The 21,101-nt window shown below is 53.2% G+C and carries 19 protein-coding genes; 11 read left to right on the top strand and 8 right to left on the bottom strand.

What is annotated here, in order from left to right; translation table 11 throughout:
• Nucleotides 1-19: 19 nt before the first annotated feature.
• The 3 genes from LK493_RS06740 to LK493_RS06730 all read left to right on the top strand — a co-directional run bounded on the left by LK493_RS06740 (nucleotide 20) and on the right by LK493_RS06730 (nucleotide 2,567).
• Nucleotides 20-901: an aldose 1-epimerase family protein gene (locus LK493_RS06740; protein WP_227790532.1), complete on the top strand. Its 882-nt coding sequence runs from the start codon at nucleotides 20-22 to the stop codon at nucleotides 899-901.
• A gap of 59 nt (nucleotides 902-960) precedes the next feature.
• Nucleotides 961-1,896, top strand: a complete 936-nt coding sequence (locus LK493_RS06735) for a hexose kinase (protein ID WP_022093844.1) — start codon at nucleotides 961-963, stop codon at nucleotides 1,894-1,896.
• 197 nt (nucleotides 1,897-2,093) lie between these two features.
• Complete coding sequence (locus tag LK493_RS06730) at nucleotides 2,094-2,567, top strand: YhcH/YjgK/YiaL family protein (RefSeq protein WP_117746073.1); 474 nt, start codon at nucleotides 2,094-2,096, stop codon at nucleotides 2,565-2,567.
• A gap of 132 nt (nucleotides 2,568-2,699) precedes the next feature.
• Here LK493_RS06730 and LK493_RS06725 read toward each other — a convergent pair whose 3' ends face one another.
• Entirely contained in the window at nucleotides 2,700-3,065 is a 366-nt protein-coding gene (locus LK493_RS06725; protein ID WP_227790531.1) for a hypothetical protein, read from the bottom strand.
• Nucleotides 3,066-3,079: 14 nt separating this feature from the next.
• Entirely contained in the window at nucleotides 3,080-3,589 is a 510-nt protein-coding gene (locus LK493_RS06720; RefSeq protein ID WP_195246856.1) for a hypothetical protein, read from the bottom strand.
• 477 nt (nucleotides 3,590-4,066) lie between these two features.
• On the opposite strand from LK493_RS06720, the gene LK493_RS06715 reads away from it, so the two are divergent.
• Together LK493_RS06715 and LK493_RS06710 are read left to right on the top strand one after the other, a co-directional pair.
• Complete coding sequence (locus LK493_RS06715; protein ID WP_195246858.1) at nucleotides 4,067-4,711, top strand: hypothetical protein; 645 nt, start codon at nucleotides 4,067-4,069, stop codon at nucleotides 4,709-4,711.
• A 1-nt stretch (nucleotide 4,712) separates the two neighbouring features.
• Nucleotides 4,713-5,141 carry a hypothetical protein gene (locus tag LK493_RS06710; protein WP_195246860.1) on the top strand — a complete coding sequence of 143 codons (429 nt, stop codon included), beginning with the start codon at nucleotides 4,713-4,715 and terminating at the stop codon, nucleotides 5,139-5,141.
• Nucleotides 5,142-5,706: 565 nt separating this feature from the next.
• Here the strand turns inward: LK493_RS06710 and LK493_RS10375 are convergent.
• The 3 genes from LK493_RS10375 to LK493_RS06700 all read right to left on the bottom strand — a co-directional run bounded on the left by LK493_RS10375 (nucleotide 5,707) and on the right by LK493_RS06700 (nucleotide 8,522).
• Nucleotides 5,707-6,006: a hypothetical protein gene (locus LK493_RS10375; protein WP_408583399.1), complete on the bottom strand. Its 300-nt coding sequence runs from the start codon at nucleotides 6,004-6,006 to the stop codon at nucleotides 5,707-5,709.
• A gap of 37 nt (nucleotides 6,007-6,043) precedes the next feature.
• Entirely contained in the window at nucleotides 6,044-6,361 is a 318-nt protein-coding gene (locus LK493_RS06705) for a plasmid mobilization protein (protein ID WP_227790530.1), read from the bottom strand.
• An 895-nt stretch (nucleotides 6,362-7,256) separates the two neighbouring features.
• Entirely contained in the window at nucleotides 7,257-8,522 is a 1,266-nt protein-coding gene (locus LK493_RS06700; RefSeq protein WP_227790529.1) for an ATP-binding protein, read from the bottom strand.
• Between the two features lie 857 nt (nucleotides 8,523-9,379).
• Between LK493_RS06700 and LK493_RS06695 the strand changes: the two genes are divergently transcribed.
• From LK493_RS06695 to LK493_RS06680, 4 genes are read left to right on the top strand one after another with little or no spacing between them, the layout of a single operon-like run.
• Nucleotides 9,380-11,044, top strand: a complete 1,665-nt coding sequence (locus tag LK493_RS06695) for a B12-binding domain-containing radical SAM protein (RefSeq protein ID WP_195246866.1) — start codon at nucleotides 9,380-9,382, stop codon at nucleotides 11,042-11,044.
• A complete protein-coding gene (locus tag LK493_RS06690) occupies nucleotides 11,041-12,240 on the top strand; it encodes an MFS transporter (RefSeq protein ID WP_227790528.1) in 1,200 nt (399 codons plus the stop codon). Before LK493_RS06695 ends, LK493_RS06690 begins: the two co-directional genes overlap by 4 nt.
• On the top strand, nucleotides 12,224-13,465 hold the full coding sequence (locus tag LK493_RS06685; protein ID WP_227790527.1) for a hypothetical protein: 1,242 nt from the start codon (nucleotides 12,224-12,226) through the stop codon (nucleotides 13,463-13,465). The genes LK493_RS06690 and LK493_RS06685 overlap by 17 nt, the downstream gene beginning before the upstream one ends.
• Nucleotides 13,446-14,453, top strand: coding sequence for a ThiF family adenylyltransferase (locus tag LK493_RS06680; RefSeq protein WP_195246872.1), 1,008 nt, complete (start codon nucleotides 13,446-13,448; stop codon nucleotides 14,451-14,453). Before LK493_RS06685 ends, LK493_RS06680 begins: the two co-directional genes overlap by 20 nt.
• Before the next feature lie 355 nt (nucleotides 14,454-14,808).
• Here the strand turns inward: LK493_RS06680 and LK493_RS06675 are convergent, their stop codons facing one another.
• A complete protein-coding gene (locus LK493_RS06675; RefSeq protein ID WP_227790526.1) occupies nucleotides 14,809-16,074 on the bottom strand; it encodes an ATP-binding protein in 1,266 nt (421 codons plus the stop codon).
• A gap of 188 nt (nucleotides 16,075-16,262) precedes the next feature.
• Nucleotides 16,263-16,484, bottom strand: coding sequence for a helix-turn-helix domain-containing protein (locus tag LK493_RS06670; protein WP_205215037.1), 222 nt, complete (start codon nucleotides 16,482-16,484; stop codon nucleotides 16,263-16,265).
• A gap of 137 nt (nucleotides 16,485-16,621) precedes the next feature.
• Here LK493_RS06670 and LK493_RS06665 point away from each other — a divergent pair, with 137 nt between their 5' ends.
• On the top strand, nucleotides 16,622-19,921 hold the full coding sequence (locus LK493_RS06665; protein ID WP_227790525.1) for a CAP domain-containing protein: 3,300 nt from the start codon (nucleotides 16,622-16,624) through the stop codon (nucleotides 19,919-19,921).
• A 212-nt stretch (nucleotides 19,922-20,133) separates the two neighbouring features.
• On the opposite strand, the gene LK493_RS06660 is transcribed toward LK493_RS06665, so the two are convergent.
• On the bottom strand, nucleotides 20,134-20,358 hold the full coding sequence (locus LK493_RS06660; RefSeq protein ID WP_227790524.1) for a hypothetical protein: 225 nt from the start codon (nucleotides 20,356-20,358) through the stop codon (nucleotides 20,134-20,136).
• Nucleotides 20,359-20,457: 99 nt separating this feature from the next.
• On the opposite strand from LK493_RS06660, the gene LK493_RS06655 reads away from it, so the two are divergent.
• Nucleotides 20,458-20,652, top strand: a complete 195-nt coding sequence (locus LK493_RS06655) for a hypothetical protein (protein ID WP_227790523.1) — start codon at nucleotides 20,458-20,460, stop codon at nucleotides 20,650-20,652.
• The last annotated feature ends 449 nt before the right edge of the window (nucleotides 20,653-21,101 follow it).

Raw genomic sequence — 21,101 nt, 5'->3', positions numbered from 1 at the left:
TTGTTCGAAAGGATGGGCAATGGAATACGCTCTCTCCAACGATTCGATTTCTATTAAGGTGTCCACGGCTGGTGGTTCGTTTACCTCGATTGAGGCCGGAGGTCGCGAGTATCTGTGGCAGGGCGATCCCGCCGTGTGGTCCGGCCAGGCACCGATTTGCTTCCCGATTTGCGGAGGCTTGCGCGATAACAACGCCATGACGTTTGCCGGGCATCATGTAAAGCTCGCTCGCCATGGGTTTGCGCGCAAACAGGAGTGGAAGCTGCTGAGCCAGAGCGAGAGCGAGCTGGCGATGTGCCTGGCTTCGGAGGATAACGCCGCGCTGCTGAGCGATTATCCGTATCCGTTTAAGCTTGTCGCCCGCTATACGCTCGAGGACGCTGCCGTGCGCGTTTCCTACGAGGTCACCAACGAGGGCACCGAGGACATGCCGTTCTTTATCGGCGGTCATCCCGGCTTTAGGTGTCCGCTCGATGAGGGCGAGGCCTATACGGACTACGAGTTGCGCTTTGAGAAAGACGAGGCTGCGGAGCTCTGCACCGCCGTTCCCTCGACTGGATTGATTGACGTGGCAAACCGCTCCAAGAACCCCATGGTGGGAAAGACGCTGCCCCTGTCGCACGAGCTCTTCGATTTTGCGGAGACCATCTTTGACGTGCTCGAGAGCCGTCAGGTCACGCTTTCCAAAAAGGGCGAGGACAAGGGCGTCCGCCTGAGCTTTGAGGGCTTCCCATATCTCATTGTGTGGAGCAAGCCCGAGGGCGATTTTGTGGCGGTTGAGCCTTGGGGCGGTCTCTCGACCTGCTCCGATGAGGACGACGTGCTTGAGCATAAGCGCGGCTGCCTTGTCGCCAAGCTCAAGGAGACCGTCGTTCGCTCGTTCACGATTGAGATTCTGTAATTCCGTTTTGTCGACTCGTATCGCGAGGCACAAGGAGCCTGCGAGATAAGGAGCTAAAAATGATCCTCACCGTTACGATGAACCCGTCTGTCGATACGCGCTATCAGCTCGATGAGCTCATTATCGACGACGTCAACCGTGTGACGCCCGAAAAGACCGCCGGCGGCAAGGGCCTCAACGTGGCCCGCGTGCTGGGTCAGCTGGGCGACGACGTTGTGGCAACCGGTCTGCTCGGCGGCCACATGGGCGCCTACATGGCTGAGCTCATGGACGCCAACGGTATTAACAACGACTTTGTGCCCATCAAGGGCGAGACTCGAATTTGCCTCAACATTCTCCACGCCGGCAACCAGACCGAGCTGCTCGAGAGCGGCCCGACAATTGCCCCCGAGGAGCTCGATGCCTTTACCGCCAAGTTTACCGAGCTTGCAGGTAAGGCCGACGTCGTCACCATCTCGGGTTCGCTGCCCCGCGGCGTCGAGGCGGACTACTACGCCAAGATCACGGGCATTGCCGAGAACGCCGGAGCCAAGGTGCTGCTCGATACCTCGGGTGCCTCGCTCGAGGCCGCCCTTAAGTCCGAAATTAAGCCCGAGCTGGTCAAGCCCAACCTGACCGAGATCAACGGCCTTCTGGGCACGAGCTTTACCACCGACGATGTGGACGAGCTCCGCGCCGCGCTCGCCTCTGATGCCCGCTTCTCCGATATCCCCTGGGTCGTCGTGTCCATGGGTGCTGCCGGCTCCGTTGGCTTCCACAACGGCCGTGCATTCCGCGCAAAGACGCCCGATATCCCTGCCGTTAACGCCACGGGCTCTGGTGACTCCACTATCGCAGGCTTCGCGCATGCCATTGCTGCTGGCGCAGACGACGAGACGGTGCTGCGTACCGCCAACACCTGCGGCAAGCTCAACGCCATGGATCCCATGACTGGCCACTTGGTTATGGATCGTTGGGACGAGGTCTACAACGGCGTTGTCGTGACCGAGCTGTAAGGGCTTGGGCGTCGGCCCCGGCATCGATTGCTAGCTCATGTCGACGACAAGTGCGATAGCATTATGTCGGGGCGCGACGCCGACGTTGTCGTGTTCAATCCCGACCTTACCCTGGTCGAGACGTATGTGGGTGGCAACAGCGTCGGTAACGCGTTTGCCGAGTAGCCGCCAAAGAAGCGATCCGAGAGGGGATTTAGATGATTTACGGTGCATTGGGCGATATCGAGGAGTACCGCGGAATGCTCAAGGGCCTCGACGTGTTGATCGATTGGCTCGAGGAGAACGATCCGGCGCAGCTCGAGGTCGGCAGCCATCCGATTCTGGGCGACAAGGTCTTTGCGAACGTCATGGCTCCCACGACGCGTCCCGAGGCCGAGGCTCACTATGAGACGCATCAGCGTTATCACGACCTGCAGATCGACATTGAGGGTCGCGAGGCCTTTAAGGTCGCTACGGGCAGCTTGACGCTGGTCCAGGAGTTTGACGAGAAGGACGACTACGATCTGGTCGATTCCGACGCCTCGATCGCCGGCGATCTGGCCGACGACAAGTTCGCCCTGTTCGTTGCCGGCGAGCCTCACATGCCCACGCTCGAGTTCCCGGGCGATGGCGCACAGCCGGTCAAGAAGATCTGCTTTAAGCTGCTTGCAGATGCTTACTGGGAAGAGTAACGCGCTGCTCGGCTGAGCTGTTCGTCTGATGGCGTGATTCCCCTAGGGATATCACGCTAGGACCCCGCCAAACGTGTTTCCCTAGGGGAATCACGTTTGGCGGGGTTTTCTGTTTTTGAATAGGGAAGCTGTTTATTTGCGAAGAACATCGGCTAGCCGCAGGATTGAAATCATCGACCGATAAGTGAGTTCCACTTTTTCGCCCGCAAGCAGTCGTTTCGAGCCAATCTCATCTAGCCCCACAAGCCGAGAAAACAGCGAGCCGCTCATCGTGCCCTCGTCAATTGATTCCCTTATGATCTTCAAAACGTCCGTATCATGAAGCGATGCCGAGCTGTAGGGGGCAACACGAGCGGAACTCTCAATTAACGACGAGACAAAAGGATGGAGATGCTTTGGACATAGTCCATCAAACACCACATCCCCATTGTCGTTCGAGCCGACCAGGCGCCAAGCATAATGATCGACCCAGTCATCTCCGTCATATATGGCGTCCATGAGCAACTTCCCGTCTAGAGAGAGAAACCTATCTGGACATCGGGGCGCAAGACCGCAATCCATATCGGGCCTGCAGCAGCTCCGACCCAACGCACCACATAGGTTCCCTTTCGTACATGTGTATCAATCTGCCCCGAAATGCCGGTGAATGCAATTCCAGACCCGTTTGTCGGATAGCAATCGACGTATTTTTGTTTTCCGCTCACAACCTTGTATAGATATATCGTTCCAGCAAAAGAGAAGGGATCGTTCGCAATTTTGTCCGGAAGAACTTGCCACCTCAAAATCCCGCTACCAATATGGTCAAGCTTGACCGTTCCGCCGTCCCCCTCAAAAGTGGCAAGGGGATTTACTCCAGACTGAGAGTCGGCATCGCCCTCCTTAGCGCTTATGAGCAGGCTGCCCGTATAAGACTGCTGAAGTTCACCTTCAGGACAGGCAGCCTCGGCCCAAGAAGGACCACTCAGGCAGAACAGTCCGAGCAACATCATTGCCAATAGAAGAAAACCCTTAGATCTATTCATCTCTATCCCCAACGTCTCTCGACATTTTTATATTGTGACTATTCTAGATCTATATGGCCAATTTGGCCCTCACCATGGCAACTGTTGCAGCCAGGTTTCTTTTCATTAAATTGTCACCTTGGTAAAACGTCGACCCCTAAGCATCAAACCCGAAGTCCACCGAGTGGGCTAAAGTAAAAGAGGGTCGAACCAGAAGCAGTTCCCGGACAATTGGCGTTCGGCCAGACACTTCGGTTCGACCCTTTTTCATGCGCAAAGCACATGTCAAGCCAGACTAATTCTGTGGGTATAGGGTGGCATTTCACTGAAGTCGGAAACTCCCGCAACCATTGATTAATTTCGATATGTCCGAAATTAATATTACGCGCATGGGTAACAAGCGTATATGGGAGCTCTCAAGTAACCGAAGTAACCGAGCCGGGGCAAAAATTGGCAAGAAGGACCCCGGTGAGAAGTTTGGAGGCGAAGATGAGTACAATGGAAAACCTGTTTATTACTCGCAGGTCAATCCTGACGGCAGCCGCATTGGGCGGACTGTCGCTAATCACCCCAAATGGTGCATTTGCTGATGGTTACGATTCTGAAACCGTAGAATTCCTAGCTTTCCCGGATCTGAGTGAATCTGATGTCGAGGCGATTGTGCGTCAACGTGCAGAGCAAGAAGCGGCCCTTATCATAGAAGAGGCGCTGTCATCTGATGATGTTGAGCCCTATGCGACACGCGGGCGCCCAAGCTACAGCACCGTATACGGGAGCGTGCAAACGAAAGCCAGCGGATGGCACGACGTTGCTGGGCAGCCCCCGGGAGGCGTTCACATCGACGGGGGCGGTTCCATAAACGTCCAGCCGTCTGGCGGCGGTTCGGTGAGTGTATCGGTGCCGCTCCCGAATGGTCTCGGAAGCATAGGCGTATCGATACCGCTGGCAAAGCGCAATCTGTCGGCGACTGGGTATTCCATTCACATCGACGGTGCCGGCTTTTGGAAAGCGACGGCGAACGTCGAGCACAAGGTTCAGCCGTTTGTTGTTTACGAGACCGTCAACGGCGTCAAGAAGGTGTACAAAAAAGCAGCGACGAATAACTTCTTCCGTCTTTCCTTAGGCAAGCGAAAAGTAGGATGACATGACGGGCAAGAGCTATGCAAAGATAGCGATTGCTGGCTTTGCACTTTGTCTTGCAATGGTGCTATGTGCATCATTTGCGAGGTATAGGTCCGAGCAATCGTTTATCGATGGCGCTGAAAACGGGTTTGGCATAGACGGGATGTATGTCAGCGATGGCGCGACCAGGCCGTCTATGGCGATTCTTGCGGGCGAAGATATGGAATGGCAAATCTGTAATGCCGATGGCTCTTGCATGAATGGTCGTTTGGCCGCAACGAGCGATCCGAATTCGTTCGATCTTCTCGACAATGATGGAGCGGATTGCGGTTCTGTTCACCTTTCATATGCATCGCGAGACGGGATGGACGGCATTCTCTACGTCTCCCACGAAAATGGCGATTTCAAGATGCGCAGAACTAACCGGGTGCCGGCCTTTATCGAGGAGTGAGAGTTCCCGGCGGCCTGCCGATCAGGCCGCCGGGGTATGAGCCCCGCATTCATCCGTACACACGCGGATGAATGCGGGGAGCGTCCGTATGAAGTTGATAATCGAGGAAACAAAGCCGTCCCAGGCAGGACGGCTTTGGTCTTTAAAGGCCAAGTTTTACCCTAGCCCAAAATGGCCAGAATGGACACCGGAGGAAGAGCGACGATCGTAAGACGGAACTCGGACATAGCGACCACCTCCCCGAAAACTCGGGCAGGGCTTCAGCGCGCCGCCGCGCTGAAGCAATCCTAGCAGAGTCGTCAATCACCACCGGTCAGCTCGTACCCCGCCTCGCGCCAGGGCAGGGCCAAGCTAGCGAGGCGGGGTACGAGCTGACCGCTTTCTGTTTAATGACTGTCAATCTCTTCTGCTATCTCCTTTCACTTTTACTCAGTAGTTATAGCTGAACGTTCTCAGATACATAAAATCATTCCTTCCATTTTCCGAAAGCCGTTTTATGAAATATCAGAAATAGCTAAACGAGTAATTGCACTCACTTCTGAATCTTATCCAATTGCGCTCCGACTTAAAGATTTCTGTTGTCAGGTTCATCTGCCAGATAATCATGTGGAACATAATCGACGTGATAACGCTTTTCAAGCTCCTCGATAAACCGGTCGACCTTTCGAGCGTTTTGGTAAACCTTTTCGAGTGTGCGGAAAACAGCTTTCTCGTTGTACGCGGGAAGCCCCTGGGCGTTCACAAAGTACATCAGCTGATTGAGGTTTGTTCCTTCCTTCAATAACTCATGATGGAGTTTTTCAACTTCCGCGATGTCAAAATTGAATGATTCGATCTTTCCGTAAATTGCGCTGCGGCGAACCAGTTCGCTTGCAGAAATACCGAGCGCCGCCGCACGCTGCTCAATTGCCTTTTTTTTCTGGAGCAGTGAGCATTACTTGGAACGGAACACTTCTTTTTTCAGAAATCGGCTCGCCACGTTCATCGGTTTCGCGCGAAGCCCGTGCTCTCCTGTAATCCTCCTGTTGCTTATGGAGGGCCTTTTTCTTCCGATCGAGAACTTGCATTTCATCATCGAGATCATCAAGTGAGATTTCCCGATGAATCAGCACAGATCGAATCAACTCAGCTTCCGTACAACCGGCTTGTTCGCAAAGTTGTTGATAGATCTCTTTCTCTTCAGGAGAAACACGAGCCTTTACGAATTCATTTCGTGCCATTTTCCTACTTTCTCCGGAGTGGCCTCCGGAAAAGTAAGCAAGAAATTGAGGATTGGCATCCGTCACCTCTTGCTATGATTGCCTAATTTTTTAGAAATAGTGAAACCAACACGCAAAAAGCGTGCTGCAGTTCGCTCTTTCCCTTTTCTCCGTGACAGGAGAAAAGCAAGATTCGTAAATCATGATAACAGGGACTACGGGCCCGGTTATCATGATTTACGTACATCTTGCAATCTCCGGAACGGTGATTGGGCGAAACGCAGTGTAGACGTGGAATGAGAGGCCTCATTCCAAGCGAGAGGCCTCGCGGCGTTGTAACTGCGTGAAGACCGTGAGCGGAAGCGAATTTTTAACGCGAAGGATGCTGAGTGTTAGAAATTCGCTGCAGCGAGAGCGGAGCGGTAATGCGAATGCGAGGGATGCCGAGTATTTGCAATATCGCGCAGCGGGTTTGCGGCGCTTGCGACGCAAACATTCGGATTTGCCGAATCGTTTCTCGTAACGCCAGCGAAAAAGTTGAGGCAGCTTTCGACATTTCAATGACGCGAAGAGTCTTTAGTGAGACTCGAAGCGTTGTTGGATTGTCGAAAGGTGACGCGATTCGCTTTGCAGTCCGAATTAACGATTCGATTTTCATGCGGCGGACAAGCCGCCTATGATCGCTCCCTCCGGTCGCTATCGATTTTCAAAACTACCGTTTTGTTTTGAATCGATTCGAAATCCGAAATGAAAAACGAGGCGAAAAAACGAAACGCCCGCGCGAGTCGTTTTGACTTTTGCGCGGGCGCGATTCGAATCAAATGAAAACCAAGGCGATGAGATTTTGAGTTTCGCGTTTTAGATCTCAGAAACCAGGTCTAAGAACTGCGGCGTTGATTTCACTTCGCCCACAGCATTACGGCGCGAGCACATCCAACGGAACAACTTGGACGCCGCGGTCGGTAACATAGGCTTGTGCACCAAATCCAATGATTGCAACTTTCGAAACCGGCGGGTTGTTTCCGGCGGCAACCATGCGCTTCTCGACAGCAACAAGGCTGTCAGACGCCTCTTCGATTTGAGCAGAGCTGAGTTTAACTTCGACCGGAATCCACGTTCCGCCGGGAGCCGCAATGACTGCATCGACTTCTAGATCACGAGAATCGTGATAGTGATAGAGGCTCATTCCGTTTGCTCGCGCATAAACCCACAAATCATGAAGCGCCAACGATTCAAAAAGTAGTCCAAGCGTCTTGAAATCTAACAGCAAGGTCTCCGGAGTCGCCCCGAGTGCGGCGGCCGCTAGCGACGGGTCAGCAAGATGATGCTTCTTTGCTTCTCTTAGGTGCACAGGAGATCTCATTGCTGGATTCCACGCGGGAATATCGCGAACGAAGCTGACCCGTGCGAGAAGAGATATATACGATGCCGCCGTTTGTCTCGACACCTCTCCACCAAGGTCGGCCACAAGCGTCTTGAGTGTCGCCAGAGTGGATTCATTACGCGCAAGCGATTCGATAACAGCTTTGACCTTTTCAGGGTCGCGGCGAGAGCCGTCGACACGGGACAAATCTTCTTCGGCGACTATGCCGATATAACGTTTTGCCATCGCCGATGCAGCCAGCACATCGCGCCCGACCGCCGCGGGCCATCCGCCGCGAACAACGCACTCGGCAATCGAGGCAGAATCCAACGATCCGAAAGCGCCATTGAACTTTTCGCCAGAAATAATGCTCGATAGCTTAACCGCACCGCTAGATTTCCCAAGTTCGAAAAGCGTCATGGTGTCCATGCGCAATTTAGCGAACCTTCCAGCGCCACTGTGCATCGGCCGTTCATTGTCTCGCGGCGTCGCCGACCCCGTAAATATGAACTGGCCAGGCTCGCCGCCGCGGTTGTCGCACTCAAACCGTGCCGCGTCCCAAAGTTTCGGGACCTCCTGCCATTCGTCGATCAGCCGCGGCACCTCACCGGAAACGGCAAGCGCCGGGTCCGTCTCGGCACGCAGACGATTCTCGAAGTTGCGCGACGGGTCCATGAGAAGGAGCCTGGACGCCGCACGGGTCCCGGCTGTGGTTGTCTTTCCACACCATTTCGGTCCTTCAATGAGAACGGCACCGAATATCCCTAGCATCTGGTCGAGCTCAGTTTCGATAATTCTAGTGTAGTACTTTTTTGGCATATTTTTCACCATTGTTTACCAGCGCGTTTAACTAAATTTACTGTTTTCATTTAACCAAATTTTGCTTTTTCGATTAACCAGATTTTCATATTTCAGTTAACGAAACAGATTAAACATGACGAGTCAAGCCACAACAGGCTCGCGTCGTACTGCGGCCTGGCGCCGTGCAACCGCCAGGCGGGGACCTCGATCTCCTCGGTGACGGCATCATCATGTGTGGGCATCTGGGCAGACGCGGGTCCTTGTGCCCTTTTATTGCTAGCGCTCCATCTGCAGCACTGCCGCATGATGGTCTCTCCCATGTCGGCCCAGATCGCGTCTATATGAAACCTCCTCGTTCAGTCGACCGCATGGCGGCGCGAGTGCAACGGGGTGCCTGGAGATGCATTTAATAGCGGTGCCTGACGGCAATATTCGGTCGGGAAGACAGCGGTGCTGATTCGCAATACAGGTGGTGTCGAAAGGGCCTAGGACTCATGTGATTGCATAAGCCGCAACAGTGCTGAAAAGGCTAACTGCTTTTGTTCGTGCGTTGGCATCATATTCATAAAAACAACTGATCCCGACGTTGAATCTAAAATCATCGTTTAGCATTGAGCCTGGCTGTTTCCGGAAAGCCACTAGTCTTTTTGTTAACTCGTACATGAAAAGGAGGTGACGAAAATGGAGAAGGAGGAAATCGAGCAGACCAGCAATAAATCGGCTTCCGACATCGAGATCACTGTTGAAGAACTTCTGGACTTCGGCATTGATGTTGATCAGGTTATACAGCGCCGCTGCTAAGGTCTGAGAACACAATCGCCTCCGTTTAATGTGACGGAGGCGATTCCTATTCGCCCGAAAGAAAGGGACTCAAGTTGAAGGTTGATTTCACTCTGATCAATCCGGTGAATCACTACAGGAAGACCCTTGTTGACAATCTGGCTATCTTGAATCTAAGGGCCGTTTCTGAAGCAGCGGGATTTTCAACTCACGTTATTGACTTTCAACGCAAGTTCCTCGAAGAGGAAAAGACTTTTTCAAAAGAAATCTATCGGTGGTTCTCCGACGAAATAAAAGCAATCGAATCCCCTGTTTTTGGTGTTTCGATCATGAACGCCTCTTATATCTGGGGCATCATGATAGCGAAGATCATTAAACGGGTGCACCCCGAATCGGTTATTATTTTTGGTGGTCCCCAGATCACTTCACTTCGAGAAATGGTTTTTCAGGATTGTCCCGAGGTTGACTTTCTATTGATCTTTGATGGGGAAGAAACCCTCCCGCTTCTACTCGAATATATTGCTTGCGGCGCTCAGGGCGATTTACCTAAAAATTCGATTTCTAAAACCGGGGATTCTGGATTATGCGAGTTGGTTGAATACGACATTAACAACCTTCCGGAACTCGACTACTCCAATTCATACGGCATGAACGTGGTCAACATTGAGGCAGGTAGAGGTTGCCCGTTTAATTGCTACTATTGCTCATCCCGAGTGCTTCTCGGTCAGAAAGCGCGATTTCTTAATGTCGACAAACTGCTCGAAACCTCGCAGCATGTCTACGATTGCATGGCAAAAACCGGCACTCTTTCTTCAATTAACTATAATCATGATAACTTTTTAGCATCGCACAAGTACTTCTTTGAATTTGCAGTCAAAAAATATGCAATGGATTATGATTTCAAATACAACTGTGAGGGACGAATCGATACGATAACTCCCGAGATCATTGGCCTACTTAAGGCAACCGGATGTATCTCCGTATTTGTTGGCTTGGAAACTGGCTCGCAAAGAATGCAGCGAATCTGCCGGAAGAACTTGAATCTTAAAAAAGTAGTTCCTACGGTAAAATCCATCATTTCTTCTGGCTTGAGATTCGAAACCAATTTTATCATCGGTTTTCCAGAAGAAACATATTCCGAAGTACTCGATACCCTTGCCCTTGCTCAAGAAGTCGCGTCGACCAGTTTTATGTCAAACGTTGACTTTTCCTATATGAGCCCAGAGCCTCTTACTGATGTTGCTCAAGGGTTGAATGAGGATGATTATATCATCGTAAAAGAATCTCAGTATTACTTAGATTTACTTGCTGCCGGAATTGACCCGAACAGCCTGTCACCTCTTCATTTCAATCATCTATACACAGTCAGGAATGAAAATTACGACATTCTTGACGTGCTCGCGCGTGCTGATACGTATTTTGATTTGATAAACCATTTCAAATTCGCAACCTACCTTATGATTCATCGAGATGGTAAAAGCATTGAAGATATTTTTGAAATGTGTCGCGATCGTGATGCATTTGCCGTTGCAGAAAGCTATACGGCAACTCTAGATCAAGCTGGGGTGTATTATGCGGTTTCTTGTTTCGAAATCGACCGGCTGGCAATAGTTCGTCGAGAAGAAAGAGCGCAGGATGTCCTATTCTATCGATACCCTGTTCAAAAGCTTTATCAGCTCTTCATTGAGACTATGAATATTTCAGGCTTCGAATCAGTGGCGAGCACCCCGACAAAAATAGTCGTTAGGAGTGCCAAATGAATAAGGATGCCACTGCGCAGCTGCACATCTATTCCGCCTTTTTCGTTCTCGCGGGATTTGTTTTAAATCGGGGAGTGTTTCTACTTTTCCTTGCGGAGAAAGGAATGTCTGTCACGGAAATCGCGCTTTATCAAGCCCTGTTCAACATCGCAACGGTCGTCCTCGAGCTACCAACAGGGCTGGTAGGCGATTTCTTTGGAAAGAAGTTTTCGATTCAAGTGGGCGTGCTGCTGCTTTTCTTCCATACAGCTGGCATGCTGTTGCTTTCAGGCCCTTTTCTCGTCGTGCTTTCCCTTGTTGAGGCACTCGCCTACTCCCTTCAATCGGGATCAGAACAAGCACTTTTATATGAAATTGTCCGAAACTCCGGTCAAGAAGAGCGCTTTCTCACCATCAATGCTCGGCTGCTTGCCGCGCAATCAATCGCGACGGGAGCGGCAATCGTACTCGGATCTTTCATTGCCCAAGTATCTTGGAGTGCCCTCTACGTATGCGTCTCCGTTTTCTATCTTCTGCAGCTTTCCCTTCTGTATCCCATTGAGAGGACGGAAACGACCCGTTCTGAAAGCTCTGGGGAGGAAAGGTTTGACGTAGCCAAGATCTTCAGACGTGAAACCTGGTGCGTTGGAGAATCCGCTTTTGCTATATTGCTTCTCCTAATCGGCACAAGCATGCTCGACGGATTCTACGGGAGTTATTACAACTTGAATCAGTTGGTATTCGATGCGTTTCATGCTCCCGTCTCCATAATAGGAATCTTTTTCGGTGCATCCTATGCAGTAAATGCAACGGCCTACATTGCAGCAGATTTCTTCTCATCGCGTTTCGGGAAAAGAAATACCATGCTCGGCTCGATGCTAATCGAGGCTGGCCTTTTCTTGATTCTTCCGTGGCTCGCTTCAAATCCTCTGTGCTTGTTTGGCCTTAGCATGGTGCTTTGTTTCCTCCCAGAAGTGGTGTACATCACTTCGGAAAACTTAATCCAAGACGCGATAGCGGACGATCTCCGCGCGACGATCCTTTCCGTCGCGTCTCTGGTAAGGGCTCTCTTTTCTGCAATGTTTTTCTCCATATTTGGATATGTGTTGGGGTTATATCCCATTCAGATAGCGCTCGGTGTTATTGGCGCAATCGCGATAGCAATTACCGCCGTTGTTTCTTTAAAAATGGTAGGAATACATGTCTCCAAGAATTGATATATCGATTGACGAGCTGCCCGAAGCGTCGAGCCTTCTTGATGGACATGACTATTCGTCACAAATCATTCAGCGTATCGCCGGGGTTCCAGTAATACTCGATGCATCGGGATGCCCTCATTCCCCTTTTTTCGAAGTTGAATATGATGACAGGACGATTAGGTTTACAAGTCGACATGATAATGAGCATATTGTCGAGTTGGGGAGGAAGCTTGACTACGTCCATCACAATTGCAGCGGCTTTCTAAAGACTTTCTTTTTGAGAATAGATGTAATTGATGGTCACTGCTATTCGCTAAGCAATCATGCAAAGTCGCTGTCCATTGCATTCCGGACCGGAGGAAGGGTGGGACCATTTTTACATCTCCTCTCTTCTCACTATTTTTGTGTCAATGATTTTTCTGTTACGCGAATCGGAAGGCAGGAAGTCAAACTGAGCAGCGCTGCGTGCACTCAGACTATGACGATAAAGCGCATCGAGAATAGATGGATTGACGTCTTGTGTTTTCTTCTCGGAAGAACCATGGCAAGCTGTAATACAAACATGCCCTTATTAATTGAGCGCTATTGCAAGAGCGCGCGGCTGCACCATGGATTATCTGGCATAGAGGCTTTTATCGTTTTTTCAAACAAGCACTCTCCCTATTTCGCTGACGAAGAAGGACGTAGGAACATCCTCTCTCTCATTGACACAGAGGCAATCAGAAGACTTCTGTCGCCGAAACTGAAAGACCCTTCCTTCGATTACGGCGTGAATAAATCCGATGAACAAAGAGAGATGGCTGCGAAATTTTCAATTTCATGCGACAAATACTACCCCAATAAAAAGATTGTAAAACTTATAGCGCTTCAATTATCATCGTCAGGCAGGTATTATCCAAAGCTCATGTCGAGTGATTATTTCTCTCCTCAATCGGATCGGGCGGATGTGCACCTGCTTTTAATTCCGAATACTTTCAATGACCCTATTTTTATCTACTATCAACTCGCACTACTGACGGGCTTGGGCAACCGAATGCGTCTCCAAAAGTATTTATCGGTTTTGAGCAGGTATTTTTCTGGCATGATTTCGCGCCAGGCGTTTAACGAGAGAGCCGTCGAACTGTTTGGCGAGGCTGCGTGTTTTCTGCCGATCGGACGACTCTCCAGCGCCTTCTTCATGCGAAACACTTTTCCAGAAGAAGGCTTGAGGGAAAGGATATTAAATGTTCTATTGGAACGATAGTGCTTATATCAGGAGAGATTCCAACGAACTTATATTGCAAGGATTAAAATCGCGAGTGAGGGTCAAAATCTCTGATTTGAGTACGAATCTTTTTGAACAGCTCGCCAAACAAAATATGATAGATGAGACGAACCTTGAAGCTCGCGAGCAACGATTCTTGCTAAGGCTCAACGAACTTGGTTTTCTAGAAACTGAAGAATACGAGCTAGAATCACCCCGCTCGAGGACAGCTCGCTTTTTGTCTTATTATTCCGACGCTCCGCTGACATTACTTAAGCAAATCGGTGCCGTTCATCTTGCCATCGTTGGTATGGGCGGCATAGGGCAGGTGGTGGTGGAGCATTTGGCTGCTGCTGGAGTTCGGCATTTTACATTAATCGACGGGGATCGAGTTGAGAGGTCAAACGTAAATCGTCAGTTTCTTGTTGGTCCCGACGAAATAGGAGAAGCAAAAGTAGAGGCAGTTTCCAAAACACTTGTCAATCGCTATCCGGATCTTTCGCTTAATCCAGTTGCGTCTTACGTCCGCTCTGCCGAAGATCTCATGCGTTGCGTTCCTTCGAGGACTTCAATGCTTGTTTGCGCAGCAGACTGTGGGGAAGGGGTCAATCCCAGATCAATAGTTCTTGAAGCATGTATAGAAAAGGACATTCCCTGTGCATTTTGTGCTGTTGGAGTAGCTGATGGAGAAATTGGGCCTATTCTCGAAAAGAAGAACGATATGAAATCCTATCTCTCTTTCCTCCAGCAAGCCGAAGAAAACATAGTCCACATGCCCGTGCCAAAGGGTTCAATTTGTTTTACGAACACTCTCGTGGGAACTGCGCTGGCAATGGAGATATACCGATATCTTTGTATAGGATCGAGCCCCATGCATCAACATACATGCTTCTGCTCCTTCATGAACTTTAAGGGCTTGATGTACAAGAGGGTAGGCAGCGAGAATGATACGAATTCTGTAAAAAATCCCTGTGAAGCATTGGCTTGAAAAAACCTTGTTCTTCGCCCGTAGGAATGGCAGAAGGCTCGAAAATATGGAAAGCAACAGATAAAGAAAGGGATTAAACGTTGGGGCTCTATAACAAAAAGGGGCGCTGTTTTTCTACCTTGGTGTCGGTTTTGAGTACTGAACATAGTTAGTACTGTCGTTCTACAAGAACGGTACTGCCTCTCCGCGCAAGGCGGTCCCGGCTTTCCACTACACGGATGCCGACGCCAGCTCCAGCGCGATCGCGTCGAAAATGTTGGTGTAATGGTGGCACCCTAACGTCCGTTTAACGAAGAACCAGGCGATGAGATTTTGAGCTTCAGGCTTTAGATCTCAGAATAGCGATGCGCTGTTTTTAGACACCAAGCGTATCGACCGGAGCGATAACGATGCCTTCGCTAGTTACGTGAGCCGGCATACCAAACCCGATGACGATGAGTTTCGCCGCAGGCGGCCTCTCCCCGCGATCGACCAGCTTTCGCTCAAGTCGAAGCAGATTTTCCACTGCCTCTGGGACTTGGGGGCTCCCGAGCTTAACCTCAACGGCAACCCACGAGCCGTCACGACGATGGACAATCGCGTCGACCTCTAGGTCGTCAGCGTCGTGGTAGTGAGATACGGTCGCATCGCTGGCCGCCGCGTAAACCTTGAGATCGTGCAGCACAAGGGATTCGAAGAGCAAGCCAAGGGTCTTCGGATCGGATGACAACGACTCCGGATCCGCACCGATGAGGGCGACGGCGAGCGATGAGTCCGCAAGGTGCCGCTTCGCGCCCTGCCGCAACTTCACCGGCGACCTGAGAGCCGGATGCCACGCGGGGACATCGTCGACGATATTGATACGGCGCAGCGCGTCCATGTAGCCGGTAATCGTATTCTTTGAGACGTCAACGCCCAAATCCCTTTCGATGGACCTCATGCCGGCAAGAGTCGATTCATTGCGTGCAAGCGACGAGAGCAAGGCCCTTACCTTAACCGGGTCACGTTTCACTCCATCCGCCCTCGAAACGTCAGACTCGCAAACACCGTCAATATAGGCGGCGGCTATCCGCATTGCGTCGGCAGTTGTCTTACCGACCGCTTGGGGCCAACCGCCGCGGCAGAGCAAATCCGCGATACCGGCGATACCGGCGATGGATCCGAGTGACGCCGCAACGGAATCGCCATCGAGCAGCGCACCAAGCGAGACCGCTCCCGACGAAATACCGAGCTCGAAAAGCGTCATGGTATCCATCCGCAAACGGGCGATTCGACCCACACCGCTGTGCATCGGCTGGTTCTCGGCTCGCGGCGTCGCAGATCCGGTGAGAATGAACTGTCCTGGCTCCCCTCCCCTGACATCGCATTCGAATCGCACGGCATCCCATAGCTTCGGTTCTTCCTGCCATTCGTCGACAAGCCTCGGGGTCGGTCCGACAATTGCTTGGGCCGGATCGAGACGAGCGAGCTGGAGGGCCGCAAAACCGCCAGATGGGTCGGAGAGAGATAACGATGACTCGGCAAATCTCTGAGCTGTCGTTGTCTTTCCACACCATTTCGGCCCCTGAATGAGCACTGCACCAAAAATGCCAAGGTCGCGCTCGACCAAGCAGTCAACACAACGTCCTATATACCTATCCATCGGCTTTCCCTCCAATCATTCATTTGAAATTATAGCGTCTATCTGCGTCGTTGGGACAAATAACGATTACTTATTGGGACGATTGACGGTAATTTATTGGGACGATTGACGATAGTTCGTTGGGACGATTTCCATTTTCTTAAGGCACTAATCAACGAGACCCACTGTGAACTATGAGACGGATAAATTTAGCTGACGCCTCTCATGAGTTCAGCAATGCTGATTTGAAATCCGTCGGCAATCTTCTTGAGATTTGAGAGGCTGACATTACGCCGCCCGACTTCAATGCTCGCGTAGTAGGATCGATCCATTTCAATCAAATTGGCGAACTGCTCCTGGCTGCACCCGAGTCCAGCGCGGAGCTCTTTGCATCTCATGCCGAATGATTTCTGAAGCGTCTTCGTATCCATGACAAAAAGAGTCATGGATTGTTGTATTTATGCCAACGGACTATATACAATAATCCCAGTTAAGGCGCATAATTATCTCTATTGGAAAGAGCTCTGATGCCTAGTCGGATATGGCACGGAAAAGGAATGGAATAGCAATGACTCAGGGAAAGCACTTCGCTGCCGGTGGAGATCACTTCGCCGCACTGCCAAGCAAAAAGATTCACACTCCGAAGGGGATCGCGCGTCTGACCGTCACCGCGGCGACCATGGCCGCCATGACCGGATCGAGCCTCATCTCACCGTTCACGGCATTCGCCCAGACCGGTGACGGGGGCACGCAGCACCCCGCCGTGATGTCGCCGATCGCCGCCCACGCCGGCGCGGCATCCGGTACCGGCGCGAAATCCGCCGCACAGACCATCGCGGACCTGCAGAAGGCAGTCGACGAGGCGAAGGCGAAGGAGGACGCCGCCAAGGCATCCTACGATGAGGCCGCCGGCCCCTACAACGAGGCGGCTTCCGCCCGCGACCAGGCCAAGGCATCCTACGATTCGGCAGTCAGCGCCGGCGCGGCAGCCGACCGAGCGGCAATGGACGAGTACGCCCGTCAGGTCGCGGAGGGCAAGGACGCCGCCGATGCCGCCGGCAAGGACCTCGAGCAGGCGAAGGCAGGTCTCGCAGACGCCAAGGCGGATGCATCCGAGAAGGACGAAGCGTACCAGTCCGCCCTCAAGGCGGCCCAAGATGCCAAGGACGCCCTCGATAAAGCCAAGGCCGATGCCGTAGGCGCCACCCCGGAGGCAATCAGTGCCGCCGAACAGGCCGTGCGCGACGCCCAGGCTGCCGTGGAAAGGGCACAGGCCGGCCTCGCCAACGCCAACGCGACGCTTGCCGATGCCCAGTCCAAGCTGGTTGCGGCCCAGTCTGCAAAGGATTCCGCCGATGCCGTCCTCGCCGCAGCCCAGCAGAACAAGGACGCGGCGGATGCGAAGGCCGCAGCCGCCAGCGCCGCCTACGAGAAGGCGAAAGCAGACCTCGCCGCAGCGGAGGCAGGCGCGAGCGGCCCGGAGTACGATGCGGCAAAACAGAAGGTCGCGGACGCAGAGGCAGCCCTCGCTGCCGCACAAGCGACACAGTCCCAGTGCGAGTCCGAGCTCGAGCAGGCGCAGTCCGCTGCAGCAACGGCACAGACCGAACTGAATGATGCCCAGGCGTCCCTCTCCGCGAAGCAGCAGGCCGCGACCGATGCCGAATCCGGCGTGAACGCCGCCCAGTCCGCACTCGATGCCGCGAACGCCGACCTCGATGCCGCCAAGCAGGCGAACGTCGACGCCGTCGCCAAGCTGGATGCAGCGAAGCAGGCTGTCAAGGACGCTGAGTCCGCCAAGGCAGCCGCCGACGTAGAGCTCGCGAACGCCAAGACCGCAAAGGATACCGCTGACGCCGCCGTGACCGCCGCGCAGCAGAAGGTCGACGAGGCCCAGGCGAAACTCGATTCCGCCGACGCGCAGCTCAAGCAGGGAGCCATCGGCTTCTTCCGTGCCATGGGTGCCGATTCAGCCATCGAGATCATCCAGAACTGCACGTACAAAGACTACACCGAGATCGGAAACAGTCTCGACGCAACGGGCCTTGAAAACATGCTTTCGTCCATCACGGTCATGAAGAACGTGAACGCCTACCGTAAGTCCGTCGGTCTTTCCGAGCTTGAGGTAAGCTATAAGCTCATTGCGGCAGCGATTGCAGATGCAAACTATTCGACGAAAAATGTAGAGCATGCCCAGCAGTTCGATGTCGGTGAAAACCTTGCCTGGAGCTATCGCGACCCCTGCAAGGCCTGGATCTATCAGGAAAAGGATCTGTTTGACAAGACTGCAGCATCCCTTGGTGCGACGAATCTTTCCGGAAAGGACGCCTACGACTTCTGGTACGCCAACCAGGACAAGTTCGATTACTACCGTATCGGTCATTACATGAACATCATCAACCCTGACTATGCTGTCATGGGATGCGGTCTGAACGATGACACCCGTTTGACGTTCTCGCTCACGCTGCAATACGGCGGTTGGGCCGGTTCGGGCTGGAATACCGGAGCTATCTCCGTCGACGAGTACGAGCAGAAGCTGACCTCCTACATCAACGGCCTGAAGAACGCCAAGAGCGCACTCGACGCAGCCAAGGCCGATCTCGCAGCCAAGCAGCAGGCAGCCGCCGGCGCCGCAGCAACCGTCCAGCAGAAGCAGGATGCCTTCGATGCCGCACAGACAGGTGTCGATGCCGCGAAGCAGGATGTCACCGATGCCCAGCGTGCCGTCGATGTAGCCAAGGCTGATGTCGCCGCCAAGCAGCAGGGCGTCACGGATGCCCAGATCGAGCTTGATGCGGCGAAATCGGACCTCGATGCCGCCAACGCGGCAGTCGATACGGCAAAGTCGACCGTCCAGCAGAAGCAGGTCGCCTTTGATGCCGCCAACGCAGCCGTAACGACCGCACAGTCCAAGCTGGACTCCGCCAAGGCGGACACCGCATCCAAGCAGCAGGGCGTGGACGATGCGAACGCCGATCTCGCGAAGTTCTTCCAAGACGTCGCCGACGCCAAGAAGGCACTCGATACAGCAAAGAGCGTCCATGACGCGGCGACAGCCGATCAGGTCGAGAAGGCGACCGTCCTCGCCGCCGCCGAGCAAAAGGCGGACGCCACCGCACGCGCCCTCGCGGATGCACAGCGTGCCGTCGATGCCGCAAAGGTCGACACCGGCGTTGCCGCCGACAAGCTTACCGACTCCCAGACCGATCTCGATGACGCACAGTCGAACCTCGACATCCTCACCGGTCTTGCCGCGAAGCTCGCAGAGGCACAGCAGCGCGAGCAGGATGCAGTAAAGGCCGTCAATGACACCAAGGCCGCCCTCGATGCCGCGAAGGCGGATACCATCGCCGCCGAGTCCCTGGTCTCCGCCGCCGAACAGGCGAAGGCGCAGGCAGACGCCAAACTGTCGAAGCTGAACTCCATCGATGCCGGTGCGGCGATCGCTTCCGGCCATGATGTGAACGCGGATGACGCCCTCAACGCGCTTTTCGCCGCAGCAGTCGAGGCACGCGCCAAGGTCGCGCCCGCCAAGGCCATCTTGGACGAGAAGCAGGCCGCGGTGGACGAGCTCCAGCCCGGCTACGATGCGGCACTCGCCGCCTACGAGCAGGCGAAGTCCGACCGCATCGCGGCGGAGCAGAAGCTTTCCGATGAGATCGCACGACAGGAGGCAGAGGAGGCGGCAAAGCAGCAGGCGGCATACGCCCCGAAGCACCTCGCCGGCACGGATACCGCCCAGCCCGGTAGCCTCGCCCAGACCGGTGACCGCGCGGGACTCATCGGCGAGACGTTCGCCATCGGCGGTACCGTCCTCGTGGCAGCCGGCGTCTTCCTCGATCAAAAGAAGCGCCGCGAGCAGGTCTAAGGGCAAATCGCATAACGACTCGGAAAGGGGAATCCCGCAAAAGGGATTCCCCTTTTTTTCCTTTCGTCAGTCACGGTTCGTTGAGGCGGCTTCAGCTTAAGGGCCACAGATTAAACCGATCTACAACTGTGACCATATGACTGTACGCACATGTTAGCATAGTCATATGGTCACCTATTTACAGCTGCGATTATGCTGCGACAACTCAACCGTTAGCGCTTATTAAACAGCCAATCAAATCCTGGTTTGCCCAGTGTTTGGCGCATCTGCCCCACCTGAATCTCCGTCTCCACGCCATCCTTGCCGAAGACGTTGCTCATATTCTTAGCAGTCGGGATGACCGTCTTCACCTCACCCGTCGTTAGGTCGAAGCGCTGGCATCCGACCTGGTCCTCAAGATGGATCTGACCATCGGATCCAAAGACATTCTGGTACATGTCTGCCTCCTCGCAAGAAACTGTCGATCCCAAGATAACAGACGGGCGAATCCGGCGCAGCAGACGCTCGATAATACATGGCCATGTTAATGTAGTCATATGCTCACGTATTACAAGCTGGGACCTTATGTATTAGAGCTCGAATCGCCTCACCGCGTCACCATGAACACCGACGGCGAGAACATCGACTACTTCAAGGCGGAGGCCGCCCGCACGGACGTCTCCTATCAGGTCATCATCAACATGTACCTGACGGAGTCCCGCATGCAGAAGAGGCACCTCGCGGTCGCGTAATACAAATAGGTAAGATCCCACGCGCGTCACGCCTCGGCGCAATCGGAGCGCCGTCTGCGGCGCGGGGCGGAATACGACCGGGCGACCCGGGCAATCTGGTCCCGGCTCTCCCGGTCGTATTCCTACGATATCGCCCCTAAATCACCAATGTGTCAGATAAAGAATGAGGCAATGGCTATGACCACGCATACGGCAGATGCGGCGACTGCGCCTTTTTTCCTCTCCTTTAGTCCGACGAATAGGGTTGCCGTAAAGTAAAGGGCGGAAATGCAGGATATGGCAAGCGAAACGAGTTCCTTGGGCGGTTTCAGCAAAAGGTCGCTAGCAAAGAGTAATGCAAGCAGGGCAAAGCCGATTGTGGCCAAGTATCTCGATTGATTTTGCGACAGCATGGCAACTGCCTTTTAGAACATGTAAGTGAAAAGTCGGTACGATGTCATTGCGGTTGC

Source organism: Collinsella aerofaciens, from assembly GCF_020709435.1.
Lineage (GTDB): Bacteria > Actinomycetota > Coriobacteriia > Coriobacteriales > Coriobacteriaceae > Collinsella > Collinsella aerofaciens_AU.
This window is presented reverse-complemented; position numbering and strand designations above follow the sequence as displayed.

Coding starts and splice junctions, on each gene's coding strand:
- LK493_RS06735 (WP_022093844.1), top strand. CDS start 961: ATGATCCTCACCGTTACGATGAACCCGTCTGTCGATACGCGCTATCAG.
- LK493_RS06675 (WP_227790526.1), bottom strand. CDS start 16,074: ATGGATAGGTATATAGGACGTTGTGTTGACTGCTTGGTCGAGCGCGAC.
- LK493_RS06690 (WP_227790528.1), top strand. CDS start 11,041: ATGAATAAGGATGCCACTGCGCAGCTGCACATCTATTCCGCCTTTTTC.
- LK493_RS06720 (WP_195246856.1), bottom strand. CDS start 3,589: ATGAATAGATCTAAGGGTTTTCTTCTATTGGCAATGATGTTGCTCGGA.
- LK493_RS06730 (WP_117746073.1), top strand. CDS start 2,094: ATGATTTACGGTGCATTGGGCGATATCGAGGAGTACCGCGGAATGCTC.
- LK493_RS06705 (WP_227790530.1), bottom strand. CDS start 6,361: ATGGCACGAAATGAATTCGTAAAGGCTCGTGTTTCTCCTGAAGAGAAA.
- LK493_RS06665 (WP_227790525.1), top strand. CDS start 16,622: ATGACTCAGGGAAAGCACTTCGCTGCCGGTGGAGATCACTTCGCCGCA.
- LK493_RS06740 (WP_227790532.1), top strand. CDS start 20: ATGGAATACGCTCTCTCCAACGATTCGATTTCTATTAAGGTGTCCACG.
- LK493_RS06680 (WP_195246872.1), top strand. CDS start 13,446: ATGTTCTATTGGAACGATAGTGCTTATATCAGGAGAGATTCCAACGAA.
- LK493_RS06655 (WP_227790523.1), top strand. CDS start 20,458: ATGCTCACGTATTACAAGCTGGGACCTTATGTATTAGAGCTCGAATCG.
- LK493_RS06725 (WP_227790531.1), bottom strand. CDS start 3,065: ATGGACGCCATATATGACGGAGATGACTGGGTCGATCATTATGCTTGG.
- LK493_RS06670 (WP_205215037.1), bottom strand. CDS start 16,484: ATGGATACGAAGACGCTTCAGAAATCATTCGGCATGAGATGCAAAGAG.
- LK493_RS06700 (WP_227790529.1), bottom strand. CDS start 8,522: ATGCCAAAAAAGTACTACACTAGAATTATCGAAACTGAGCTCGACCAG.
- LK493_RS06710 (WP_195246860.1), top strand. CDS start 4,713: ATGACGGGCAAGAGCTATGCAAAGATAGCGATTGCTGGCTTTGCACTT.
- LK493_RS06660 (WP_227790524.1), bottom strand. CDS start 20,358: ATGTACCAGAATGTCTTTGGATCCGATGGTCAGATCCATCTTGAGGAC.
- LK493_RS06685 (WP_227790527.1), top strand. CDS start 12,224: ATGTCTCCAAGAATTGATATATCGATTGACGAGCTGCCCGAAGCGTCG.
- LK493_RS06715 (WP_195246858.1), top strand. CDS start 4,067: ATGGAAAACCTGTTTATTACTCGCAGGTCAATCCTGACGGCAGCCGCA.